Consider the following 13,067-nt stretch of genomic DNA (forward strand, 5'->3'; position numbering starts at 1 on the left):
GGGGCTTTTTTTTGCCTGAATGTTTTAACCGAATTCCTGCAGCAGGGCAGAACAGGCAACCTGTTGCAGAGAATCGATATTCCGTTGCGCTGCCCCCCGGATCGCAGCCCTGGGTGCTGCGATTCTTTAGGGCCAAAATAATACTTTCGACCCGCAACTGCAGAATTCCCAATCCCTGCCGACATATTCTTATAGCACTTGGCCTCCATCTCTCTTGTCAGTCGGTGTCGCAATGATGCAACCTTGCGACACGCAACAGAAAAGAGGGCGCGAGCCCGGCGCGACCAGTACTTTCGCAGCGAGTCTCCCTTCATGAAAAGCCAACCCGATGCCGCCAGCCGTATGGCGGCCGAGGTAGTGACGCAATTGCCTGTGCCCTCGCGGCTCGGCATGCTGCGTTTCGAGCGGCTGAATGAAGCCAGCTGGGCGATGCTGTTTCTCGACCCCAACTGCGAACGACAATTTGGCCTGGCGGCGGTTGAGCTCTGCTCCCTGATCAGTTCGCCCTATGCCAGCCTGATGGAGCCGCAAGCGCGCCATCAGCTGCATGATGCGATTCAGCAGCAGCTCACCGAAGCCTCCAGTTACCTGATCCGCTATACCCTGCACACCCCCGCCGGCGCCTTGAAGCTGCTGGAGCTGGGCGAAGCATTCAAACAGCACAACCGACAGCTGTTGCGCGGCTACCTGCTGGTGGTGGACGAACTGTTCGAAGGCAACCCTCTACTGGCCGCATTGGACCTGGAAACCCAGAACTCGCGCCTGCAAATCGCCCTTGAACTCAACCAGCGCACCCAGCAGGAACAGCTGATGCACCTGGAACGAGTGCGTGCGCAGCAAGACTTGATCCTTCTGCTGACGCGTCAGCGCTACACCAGCATCAACTCCCTGCTGGAAGCCGCCGAGCTGATCACCCGCAGCGCCTGTGATATGTACGAGGTCGATTGCGCTAGCCTGTGGAACCTTGAGGGGGCGATGCTGGTACCGATCTCGGCCTATCACCGCGCGAGCCAGAAGCATCAACTGCCAGACCCGATCGATGTCAGTGGTTTCCCTGACTATCTGGAAGCCCTGCACACCGGCCGCGCCATCGACGCCCACAATGTCATGCGCGACCCGCGCACCCGCGAGCTGGTCGAATGCCTGCAACCACGGGATGTCATCGCCATGCTCGATGCCAGCGTTCGGGTCGACGGCCAAGTGGTCGGGGTGCTATGCCTAGAGCAGAATGCCACCGCCCGCGCCTGGCAGTCGGACGAAATAGCTTTTGCCGGCGAGCTGGCGGACCAGTTTGCCCAAGTGATCAGCAATCACAACCGCCGCACCGCCACCAGTGCCCTGCACCTGTTCCAGCGGGCAGTCGAGCAGAGCGCGAACGCCTTTCTGCTGGTCAATTGCGATGGCATCGTGGAGTACGTCAACCCCAGCTTTACCGCGATCACCCAGTACAGCACCGAGGAGGTTCACGGCCAGCAACTGTCCCAACTGCCGGCCCTGGAAAACCTCAGTGAATTGCTGTTTGACGCGACTTCAGCGCTGGCCAAGAGCAACAGCTGGCAGGGCGAATTCAAAAGCCGACGCAAGAACCTCGAACCCTACTGGGGCCAGTTGTCGATCTCCAAGGTGTACGGCGACAACCGCGAGCTGACGCATTACATTGGCATTTACGAAGACATCACCCAGAGCAAACTCGCCCAGCAGCGAATCGAACGTCTCGCCTACACCGACAACCTGACCAACCTGGGCAATCGACCCGCCTTCATCCGCAACCTCGACGAACGCTTCGCCCGGGATACCGATACGCCCATCAGCCTGCTGCTGGTGGACATCGACAACTTCAAGCGGATCAACGACAGCCTCGGCCACCAGACCGGCGACAAGCTGCTGATCAGCCTCGCCCGCCGCCTGCGCAACAGCCTGAGCCCCAGCGGCAGCCTGGCGCGCTTTGCCAGCAACGAATTCGCCGTGTTGCTGGACAACACCGACCTCTGCACCGGCCAACAGGTCGCCAACCAGCTGCTGGCGACGCTCGACAAGCCAATGTTCGTCGACAACCAGCTGATCAGCGTCACCGGCTCCGTGGGCCTGGCGTGCGCGCCACTGCATGGCCGCGACCCGCAGACGCTGATGCGCAACGCTGGCCTGGCGCTGCACAAGGCCAAGGCCAACGGCAAGCATCAGGTTCAGGTGTTCACCGAGGCATTGAATGCCGAGGCCAGCTACAAACTGTTCGTCGAGAACAACCTGCGTCGCGCCCTGACCCAGAATGAACTGGACGTGTTCTACCAGCCCAAGCTGTGCCTGCGCAGTGGGCGCCTGCTGGGCATGGAAGCGCTGCTGCGCTGGAACCATCCAGACAAGGGCATGATCCGCCCCGACCAGTTCATCAGCGTCGCCGAGGAAACCGGCCTGATCATCCCGATCGGCAAATGGATCGCACGCCAGGCCTGCCGCATGAGCAAAGACCTGACTGCCGCCGGCCTGGGCAATTTGCAGGTGGCGATCAACCTGTCGCCCAAACAGTTCTCCGACCCGGACCTGGTGGCATCCATCGCCAATATCCTCAAGGAAGAAGCGCTACCGCCCAACCTGCTGGAGCTGGAACTGACGGAAGGCCTGCTGCTCGAAGCGACCGAAGACACGCACTTGCAACTCGACCAGCTCAAGCGCCTGGGCCTGACCCTGGCCATGGATGACTTCGGCACCGGCTATTCGTCGCTCAGCTACCTGAAAAAATTCCCGATCGATATTATCAAGATCGATCGAAGCTTCATCCACGAAATCCCGGACAACCAGGACGACATGGAAATCACCTCCGCAGTGATCGCCATGGCCCACAACCTGAAGCTCAAAGTAGTAGCCGAAGGCATAGAGACCGCCGAGCAGCTGGCCTTCCTGCGCCGCCACCGCTGCGACGTCGGCCAGGGCTACCTGTTCGACCGGCCAATCCCGGGCAGCGAGCTGATCGAGAAGCTCAAACGCTATCCGCGCGGCCCGATTGCCTGAGACGCCCATGCGGGAGCCAGCCTGCTGGCGATAGCGTCGTGTCAGCCAGCATCCACGTCATTGACGTACCGTACTGCGAGCAGGCTCACTCCTACAGGGGTAGTGCGTTAACGGGCATCATTGGGCACACTGGTGGTCTACCTATTTACATCCAACCTGACTGAGAGGACTGATCATGGTTCTGCGCTCGGAAATACTGGTGAATAAAAACGTGCTCCCAACTAAAGAACAAGCTCTGCCTGGCCGCGAAACCCCTATGTCCCTGCCGGAGAAACATTTCGTCCACGACGCGCCGCTGCTGGGCCCGTTCGTCACCGACGTGGATTTCGCGATCTTCGGCCTGGGCTGCTTCTGGGGTGCGGAACGCAAATTCTGGCAGCGCGAAGGCGTGGTCAGTACGGTGGTCGGTTACGCCGGCGGCTTCACACCCAATCCGACGTACGAAGAGGTCTGCTCAGGCCTGACTGGCCACAGCGAAGTGGTTTTGGTGGTCTACGAGCCGGCGAAGGTCAGCTACGAAGCGCTGCTGAAAATGTTCTGGGAGCTGCACAACCCGACTCAAGGCATGCGCCAGGGCAACGACATCGGCACGCAGTATCGCTCGGTGATCTATGCGACCAACCCGACTCAACTGGAAGCGGCCAAGGCCAGCGCAAAAGTGTTCCAGGCTGAGCTGACCAAAGCCGGTAAAGGCACCATTACCACCGAAATCGAAGAAGCACCGACGGTCTATTTCGCCGAGGCGTATCACCAGCAGTACCTGGCGAAAAACCCTGAAGGGTATTGCGGGATCGGCGGCACTGGCGTGACTTGCCCGATCTGATCGGACACCGCTTCCCCCTGCAGGAGCCAGCTTGCTGGCGATGGTCGTCAACGATAACGCGGGAAACCTGATACCCCGCAGTGCTCAATGGCTTCTCGCGAGCAAGCTCGCTCCTACACGGGTGTTTGATCGCCGCTATTATTCGGCGATCAACCAATCCATCTGCCACCCGCCCTGGGTCTGCCCAAGCTTTTGCGACAACCACGGCAGTAACTCGCGCAACTCCTCCTCAAGCCCCCACGGCGGATTGGCAATCGCCAGCCCGGAGCCGTTCAAGCTGTTCGGCGTATCCAGTGGATGCACCAGCAACTCTACCCGTAACAACTTCGGCGCGCCGGTGCCTGCAAGGTCTTGATAGAAGCGCCGCAACATGCGCTGGTCCTTGACCGGATACCAGATCGCCGCCACCGTCTGGCGCATTCGGCCGATAGCCTCTTTCAGCGACGCCGCACAGCGCTGCATCTCATCCAGCTGCTCGAACGGCGGGTCGATCAACATCACCGCACGCTTCTCCTGCACCGGCAACATCGCCCTAGGCACATGCCAGCCCTCGCCCAGGTGCACTTTGACCCGTCGATCGCCGGCCATGTTGTCCTTAAGCAACAGGCCATCCTCGGGGTGCTTCTCGTTGAGCATCACCCGATCCTGCGGTCGCGTAAGACGCCGCGCCAGTTCCGGCGATCCCGGGTAATAGCGCAACTGGCCATCCGGGTTCATGTCATGCAACACCTTCATGTAATCGGCGGTCAATGCCGGCAAGTCCGGTTGATCCCAAAGACGCGCAATGCCTTCAAGGTACTCGCCGGTTCGGCTGGCCTGATCACCCTGCAGGTCATACAGGCCGATACCGGCGTGGGTATCGAGATAGGCAAACGGCTGCTCCTTGCGCGACATCAGGGCGATGAGGCGGGTCAAGGTCAGGTGTTTGAACACGTCGGCGTGATTGCCGGCATGGAAGGCGTGACGATAATTCATGATTGCTCCTGCGCAGGCCGGCAAGTTTACCCTGTACCGAGCGTAACGTCAGGGCTTCGCGGCCGAGCGGGCTGAGCGCGACCATTTCGCGCCTCGGGGGCATAAAAAAACGGCCCACCTCCAGAGGAAGCGGGCCGTTTTCGTGTTCGGCAAAGGCTCAGAGCATCAGCTCATCGCATTACTTGTTCAGGCGGAAATCTGCCTCGGCTGCGGCGAAGCGCTGCAGCATGCCTGCCGTCGGTGCGCCGAGCTTGCTGACGATGTAGATCGCCAGGCTGGCGAAGATAAAGCCCGGGATGATTTCGTACAGGCCCAGCAGTTCGAAGTGCTTCCACACGATCACAGTGATCGCGCCAACCAGGATACCGGCCAGCGCGCCGTTGCGGGTCATGTCTTTCCAGATCACGGAAATCAGCACAACCGGACCGAACGCAGCCCCAAAACCTGCCCAGGCGTAGCTCACCAGGCCCAGTACGCGGTTTTCCGGGTTGGCGGCCATCGCGATGGCGATCAGGGCAACCAGCAGCACCATGGCGCGGCCGACCCAGACCAGCTCGACCTGGGAAGCGGATTTACGCAGGAAGGTCTTGTAGAAGTCTTCGGTCAGGGCGCTCGAGCACACCAGCAGCTGGCAGCTCAGGGTGCTCATCACAGCCGCGAGAATGGCCGACAGCAGTACACCGGCGACCCATGGGTTGAAGAGGATTTTCGCCAGCTCGATGAACACGCGCTCTGGGTTTTCGGTCACGGGACCGGCCACTTCAGGGTGCGCAGCGAAGTACGCAATGCCGAAGAAACCGACAGCCACGGTGCCACCCAGGCACAGGATCATCCAGGCCATGGAGATGCGACGCGCCTTGGCGATCGACTTGACCGAATCCGCCGCCATGAAACGCGCGAGGATGTGCGGCTGGCCGAAGTAGCCCAGGCCCCAGCCCATCAGCGAGATGATGCCGATGAAGGTGGTGTTTTTCAGCATGTCGAAGTTGCTTGGATCTTGCGCTTCGATAGCCAGGAACGTGGTGTCGACGCCGCCGGTGGCCAGCAGCACGATGATTGGCGTCAGCAACAGGGCAAAGATCATCAACGTGGCTTGCACGGTGTCGGTCCAGCTCACTGCCAGGAAACCACCCACGAAAGTGTAGGCAATAGTCGCCGCAGCACCGGCCCACAGCGCAGTCTCGTAGGACATGCCGAAGGTGCTTTCGAACAGACGGGCGCCAGCCACGATGCCGGACGCGCAATAGATAGTGAAGAACACCAGGATCACAACCGCCGAGATAATCCGCAGCAGGCCGCTTTTGTCTTCAAAACGGCTGGAGAAGTAATCCGGCAGGGTCAGCGCATCGCCGTTGTGCTCGGTCTGCACACGCAGACGGCCGGCGACGAACAGCCAGTTCAGGTAGGCACCGATGATCAGCCCGATGGCGATCCAGCTTTCGGAGAGACCGGACATGTAGATAGCGCCCGGCAGGCCCATCAGCAACCAACCGCTCATATCGGAGGCGCCGGCGGACAATGCGGTTACCACGCTGCCCAGGCTACGACCGCCCAGAATGTAGTCGGAAAGGTTGTTGGTGGAGCGATAGGCCATTAAGCCGATCAGCACCATTGCTGCGATGTAGATCACGAACGTGATCAGGGTTGGATTGCTAACGCTCATTAAGTTACGCCCTGGCTTTGTTTTTATGTAGCGGCGGTTTTGGCTAACCGCTCGCAAACGACGACGTTTGACAGACGATTGTGTATCCCGCGCATTTATGACTGATGTTTCCCCAGGAAAGCCATCAGCCGGCACACCTGACTTTGGAGCCGGTTGCACCTTCGCCGCGAATGCTATTCAACAAAGCAAATAAGGTGCAACCTGTTTCTAGCGAATAAGTTGCACCTAGTCGGAATTATTTGCCAAATGCCGTTTCTTGCTCCCTTTTAGGGCGGTTTTCAACGATTGCTATAAGTAAAAGCACCAAGCAGGAGCGGTACCTTCGTACCGGAATTTATTTCCTGACGAACTGCCTGTAATTCCAACAAAAAAAGGGTTGCACCCGGTTGCACCTCGATCAGCGCAGGGCTAATCTTGCCGCCAGCTGATGCCACGCAGTTGTGGCAAACATGAGGATAAAAATATGGCTACCACCACTCTTGGGGTCAAACTTGACGACCCGACCCGCGATCGCCTGAAGGCTGCCGCGACCTCGATTGATCGCACGCCGCACTGGCTGATCAAGCAGGCCATCTTCAATTACCTGGAGAAACTCGAGGGTGGTGCAACCCTGACCGAACTGAACGGCTTGACCAAGGATTCCGACGACTCTGTCGATGCGCCTCTGGATCATGCTCATCAGTGCTTCCTGGAATTTGCTGAAAGCATCCTGCCGCAATCGGTACTGCGCGCCTCGATCACTGCCGCCTACCGCCGCCCTGAGCCAGAAGTCGTGCCGATGCTGATCGAGCAGGCTCGCCTGCCAGCGAGCATGGCCGAAGCCACCAACAAACTCGCCGCCTCGATTGCGGAAAAACTGCGCAACCAGAAGAGCGCCGGCGGCCGGGCCGGGATTGTCCAGGGCCTGCTGCAGGAATTTTCCCTGTCTTCCCAGGAAGGCGTGGCACTGATGTGCCTGGCCGAAGCGCTACTGCGTATCCCGGACAAAGGCACACGCGACGCACTGATCCGCGACAAGATCAGCACTGGCAACTGGCACCCGCACCTTGGCAACAGCCCTTCGCTGTTCGTTAACGCTGCCACCTGGGGCTTGCTGCTGACCGGCAAACTGGTCTCCACCCATAATGAAGCCGGCCTGACTTCGTCCCTGAGCCGCATCATCGGCAAGAGCGGCGAGCCGATGATCCGCAAGGGCGTCGACATGGCCATGCGCCTGATGGGCGAGCAGTTCGTCACCGGCGAAACCATTGCTGAAGCCCTGGCCAATGCGAGCAAGTTCGAAGCCAAGGGCTTCCGCTACTCCTACGACATGCTCGGTGAAGCCGCGCTCACCGAGCACGACGCGCAGAAATACCTGGCGTCGTACGAACAAGCCATCCACTCGATCGGCAAAGCATCCCACGGTCGTGGGATTTATGAAGGTCCGGGCATCTCCATCAAGCTGTCGGCACTGCACCCGCGTTACAGCCGTGCACAGTACGAGCGCGTAATGGAAGAGCTGTACCCGCGCCTGCTTTCGCTGACCTTGCTGGCCAAGCAGTACGACATCGGCCTGAACATCGATGCCGAAGAAGCCGACCGCCTCGAGCTGTCGCTGGACCTGCTGGAGCGCCTGTGCTTCGAGCCGCAACTGACCGGCTGGAACGGCATCGGCTTCGTGATCCAGGCTTACCAGAAACGTTGCCCTTACGTGATCGACTACGTGATCGACCTGGCTCGTCGCAGCCGTCATCGCCTGATGATCCGCCTGGTGAAAGGCGCGTACTGGGACAGCGAAATCAAGCGCGCACAGGTCGAAGGCCTGGAAGGCTACCCGGTCTACACCCGCAAGGTGTACACCGACGTGTCCTACATCGCTTGCGCCCGCAAATTGCTGTCGGTGCCGGAAGTCATCTACCCGCAATTCGCCACGCACAACGCCCACACCTTGTCGGCCATTTACCACATCGCCGGGCAGAACTATTACCCGGGTCAATACGAATTCCAGTGCCTGCACGGCATGGGCGAACCGCTGTATGAGCAGGTTGTGGGCAAGGTTTCCGAAGGCAAGCTGAACCGTCCGTGCCGTGTGTATGCACCGGTCGGCACCCACGAAACACTGTTGGCGTACCTGGTACGTCGCCTGCTGGAAAACGGCGCGAACACCTCGTTCGTCAACCGCATCGCCGACCAGTCAATCTCGATCCAGGAGCTGGTGGCCGATCCGGTAGCCAGCATCGAGCAGATGGCTACGCTGGAAGGCGGTTTCGGCCTGCCACACCCGCGTATCCCGCTGCCGCGTGACCTGTATGGTGCCGAGCGCGCCAACTCCAGCGGCATCGACATGGCCAACGAACATCGCCTGGCCTCGCTGTCCTGTGCCCTGCTGGCCACCGCTCACAACAACTGGAAAGCCGCGCCGATGCTCGGTTGCGCGTCCAGCACTGAAACCCCTGCGCCTGTCCTGAACCCTTCGGATCTGCGTGACGTGGTCGGCCATGTGCAGGAAGCGACGGTCGAAGACGTCGATAACGCGATCCAGTGCGCCCTGAACGCCGCACCGATCTGGCAGGCCACCCCGCCCGCCGAACGTGCGGCCATTCTGGAACGTGCCGCCGACTTGATGGAAGGCGAGATCCAGCCGCTGATGGGCCTGCTGGCCCGCGAAGCGGGCAAGACTTTCGCCAACGCCATCGCCGAAGTGCGTGAAGCCGTGGACTTCCTGCGTTACTACGCGGTACAGGCGCGCAACGATTTCACCAACGACGCACATCGCCCACTGGGTCCTGTGGTCTGCATCAGCCCCTGGAACTTCCCGCTGGCGATCTTCAGCGGCCAGGTCGCTGCAGCACTGGCGGCCGGCAACCCGGTGTTGGCCAAGCCTGCAGAGCAAACTCCGCTGGTGGCCGCCCAGGCCGTGCGCCTGATGTTGGAGGCCGGCATTCCTGAAGGCGTTCTGCAGTTGCTGCCAGGCCGTGGCGAAACCGTGGGTGCCCGCCTGGTCGGCGACGATCGGGTCAAAGGCGTGATGTTCACCGGTTCCACCGAAGTCGCACGCTTGCTGCAGCGCAACGTCGCGGGTCGCCTGGATGCCCAGGGCCGTCCGATCCCGCTGATCGCCGAAACCGGCGGCCAGAACGCGATGATCGTCGACTCCTCGGCACTGACCGAACAGGTGGTCATAGACGTCGTTTCCTCGGCCTTCGACAGCGCCGGTCAACGTTGCTCTGCTCTGCGCGTGCTGTGCCTGCAGGAAGATTCCGCCGACCGCGTGATCGAAATGCTCAAGGGCGCCATGGCGGAATGCCGTCTTGGTAACCCGGAGCGCCTGTCCGTGGACATCGGCCCGGTGATCGACGCCGAAGCCAAGGCTGGCATCGAGAAGCACATCCAGGGCATGCGCGACAAAGGGCGCAATGTTTACCAGGTGGCGATCGCCAACAGCGAAGAAGTCAAACGCGGCACCTTCGTGATGCCGACCCTGATCGAGCTGGAAAGCTTCGACGAGCTGCAACGGGAGATCTTCGGCCCGGTATTGCATGTGGTCCGTTACAAGCGCAAGGACATCGACCAGTTGATCGGGCAGATCAATGCGTCCGGCTACGGCCTGACCCTGGGCGTGCACACGCGCATCGACGAGACCATCGCCAAAGTGATCGACAACGTCAACGCCGGTAACGTCTACGTCAACCGCAACATTGTCGGCGCAGTAGTGGGTGTTCAACCGTTCGGCGGCGAAGGCCTGTCGGGCACTGGCCCGAAAGCCGGTGGTCCGCTGTACCTGTACCGCCTGCTGTCGACTCGTCCTACCGACGCGATTGAACAATCCTTCGCTCGGGGCGATGCTCTCGCAGCACCGGACGTTCGTCTGCGTGACGCCATGAGCAAGCCGCTGACAGCCCTGAAAGCCTGGGCCGACAGCAACAAGTTCGCCGACCTGGCAACCTTGTGCGTGCAGTTCGCGAAGCAATCGCAGAGCGGTATTACCCGTGTTCTGGCGGGCCCGACCGGCGAACGCAACAGCTACGCCATCCTACCGCGCGAACACGTATTGTGCCTGGCGGAAGTCGAAGGCGACCTGCTGACTCAACTGGCTGCTGTGCTGGCAGTCGGTGGTTCGGCCGTGTGGCCGGAAGCCGAATTGACCAAAGCGGTGTTCGCACGTCTGCCGAAGGACGTACAGGCTCGCATCAAACTGGTTTCCGACTGGAGCAAGGACGAGGTGGTGTTTGATGCGGTTCTGCATCACGGCCATTCCGACCAGCTGCGTGCGGTCTGCCAGCAGGTGGCCAAGCGTGCAGGTGCGATTGTCGGCGTTCATGGGTTGTCCCAGGGCGAAACCAGCATTGCCCTGGAGCGTCTGGTGATCGAGCGGGCGTTGAGCGTCAACACCGCTGCGGCAGGTGGTAACGCCAGCCTGATGACGATCGGTTAAACCGAGAAGCCGGGCACCCTTTGGGGGTGCCTGGTGTTTAGAAGCAAGATCAAAAGATCGCAGCCTTCGGCAGCTCCTACAGAGAAATTCGATCCCCTGTAGGAGCTGCCGAAGGCTGCGATCTTTTACTTGTCCATCACCAGAATCAATCTTCCTGTTCACCCCGCCCTCCCCACGTCTAGACTCGGCCCATTCCAAAAAAGGTAGGCCGCCATGTCCGAGACGTTGCTCAGTTCCCGCAATCTGGCTTTCGAGCTGTACGAAGTCCTCGATGCCGAAGGCCTGACCCAGCGCGAGCGATTCGCCGAGCACAATCGTGAGACCTTCGATGCCGCACTGGGCACCGCTCGCAGTATTGCCGAAAAATTCTTCGCGCCGCACAACCGCAAGGGCGACGAGAACGAACCCCGTTACGAGGACGGCCAGGCGATTCTGATCCCGGAAGTGAAGCCCGCAGTGGACGCTTTTCTCGAAGCCGGTTTCCTCAATGCCGCGCGTAGTTTCGAAGCCGGTGGCATGCAATTGCCCACGCTGTTGTCCCAGGCCTGCTTCGCGCACTTCCAGTCGGCAAACGCGGCCTCAACCTCTTACCCGTTCCTGACCATGGGCGCAGCCAACCTGATCGAAAGCTTCGGCACCGAGGAGCAAAAGCGGCGTTTCCTGCAGCCGATGATCGACGGCCGTTTCTTCGGCACCATGGCGTTGACCGAACCCCATGCCGGTTCCTCGCTGTCGGATATTCGCACCCGCGCCGAACCTGCATCCGATGGCACTTATCGGCTCAAGGGCAACAAGATCTTCATTTCCGGCGGCGATCACCCGCTATCGGAAAACATCGTGCACATGGTGTTGGCCAAACTGCCGGACGCGCCGGCCGGGGTGAAGGGTATTTCGCTGTTCATCGTCCCCAAATTCATGGTCAACGACGACGGCAGCCTGGGCAAGCGCAACGATGTATTGCTGGCCGGTCTCTTCCACAAGATGGGCTGGCGCGGCACTACGTCCACGGCGCTCAACTTCGGCGATAACGGCGACTGCGTGGGATATCTGGTGGGTAAACCGCACCACGGCCTGAGCTACATGTTCCAGATGATGAACGAAGCGCGGATCGGCGTCGGCATGGGCGCCGTCATGCTCGGCTACGCCGGCTATCTGTACTCGCTGGAATATGCGCGCGAGCGGCCACAGGGCCGGGTGCCCGACAGCAAGGATCCAAATACCGCACCCGTGGCGATCATCCAGCACGCCGACGTCAAGCGCATGTTGCTGACGCAGAAGGCCTATGTGGAAGGCTCTTTCGACCTCGGGTTGTACGCGGCGCGGTTGTTTGATGACACCACCACGCTTGAGACTGAAAGCGAGCGCAAGCAGGCTCATGAACTGCTGGACCTGCTGACGCCAATCGTCAAATCCTGGCCGTCGGAGTTCTGCCTCAAGGCCAATGAACTGGCGATCCAGATCCTCGGCGGTCACGGTTACACCCGCGAATACCCGGTGGAGCAGTACTACCGCGATAACCGTTTGAATCCGATCCACGAAGGCACTCATGGTATTCAGTCGCTGGATCTACTGGGGCGCAAGCTGGGGCAGAACGGTGGTGCGGGGCTCAAGCAATTGATCCGCCTGATCGCCAACACGGCCGAGCGTGCTCAGGCATACGAGTCGTTAACGCCGCTGCGTGAACCGCTGGAGAAGCTGGTGGCGCGCCTGCAAACCGTGACCATTGGCCTGCTGACCGACCTGGGTCAAGGCAGGGTCATCAGCAGCCTGGCCAACTCTGCCCTGTACCTGAAAGTGTTCGGGCACACGGTGATCGGCTGGCGCTGGCTGGAACAGGCGATTCGCGCCGAGGAAGGGTTGGCCAGGGGCGATGCGGCGGACGTCAGCTTCTATAAAGGCAAGTTGCAGGCGGCGCGGTATTTCCTCACTTGGGAAGTGCCGGGCTGCCACCATGAGCTGGCGATTCTTGAGACCCGGGATGATGTTTGTCTTGGGATGCAGGATGAGTGGTTTTAACCAAAGCCGAAGTAGTACTGCTCAAATCCAATCGCGGGCAAGCTGAACTGGTCAAGCAATCCCGGACACCGTTTACGGTGCTTATGCCGCTTTTTGCTCCATAGCTATTGGCGACAGGTAGTTGTTGTAGCTGTGGAGCCTGGTGCGGTTGTAGTACATGAAGAAACGCA

The 13,067-nt window shown here is 60.4% G+C and carries 6 protein-coding genes; 4 read left to right on the forward strand and 2 right to left on the reverse strand.

Annotation, left to right across the window (positions count from 1 at the left end; all coding sequences use genetic code 11):
* The first annotated feature begins 312 nt into the window (after positions 1 to 312).
* Both IMW75_RS05120 and msrA read left to right on the forward strand, forming a co-directional pair.
* The gene (locus IMW75_RS05120) at positions 313 to 3,006 is read left to right on the forward strand and encodes a sensor domain-containing phosphodiesterase (protein ID WP_045061895.1); all 2,694 of its coding nucleotides are present in this window, start codon (positions 313 to 315) and stop codon (positions 3,004 to 3,006) included.
* Positions 3,007 to 3,181: 175 nt separating this feature from the next.
* Positions 3,182 to 3,829 (forward strand): peptide-methionine (S)-S-oxide reductase MsrA, encoded by a 648-nt coding sequence (msrA, locus tag IMW75_RS05125; RefSeq protein ID WP_045061896.1) that lies wholly within the window; start codon positions 3,182 to 3,184, stop codon positions 3,827 to 3,829.
* Positions 3,830 to 3,967: 138 nt separating this feature from the next.
* On the opposite strand, the gene IMW75_RS05130 is transcribed toward msrA, so the two are convergent.
* A complete protein-coding gene (locus IMW75_RS05130) occupies positions 3,968 to 4,804 on the reverse strand; it encodes a 23S rRNA (adenine(2030)-N(6))-methyltransferase RlmJ (RefSeq protein ID WP_045061897.1) in 837 nt (278 codons plus the stop codon).
* Between the two features lie 178 nt (positions 4,805 to 4,982).
* Entirely contained in the window at positions 4,983 to 6,467 is a 1,485-nt protein-coding gene (gene putP, locus IMW75_RS05135; protein WP_045061898.1) for a sodium/proline symporter PutP, read from the reverse strand.
* Between the two features lie 463 nt (positions 6,468 to 6,930).
* On the opposite strand from putP, the gene putA reads away from it, so the two are divergent.
* Together putA and IMW75_RS05145 are read left to right on the forward strand one after the other, a co-directional pair.
* Positions 6,931 to 10,881, forward strand: coding sequence for a trifunctional transcriptional regulator/proline dehydrogenase/L-glutamate gamma-semialdehyde dehydrogenase (putA, locus tag IMW75_RS05140; protein ID WP_045061899.1), 3,951 nt, complete (start codon positions 6,931 to 6,933; stop codon positions 10,879 to 10,881).
* A gap of 213 nt (positions 10,882 to 11,094) precedes the next feature.
* Positions 11,095 to 12,897, forward strand: coding sequence for an acyl-CoA dehydrogenase (locus IMW75_RS05145; RefSeq protein WP_205892032.1), 1,803 nt, complete (start codon positions 11,095 to 11,097; stop codon positions 12,895 to 12,897).
* Positions 12,898 to 13,067: the final 170 nt, after the last annotated feature.

This window comes from Pseudomonas gregormendelii (assembly GCF_017114825.1).
GTDB classification, from domain to species: domain Bacteria; phylum Pseudomonadota; class Gammaproteobacteria; order Pseudomonadales; family Pseudomonadaceae; genus Aquipseudomonas; species Aquipseudomonas gregormendelii.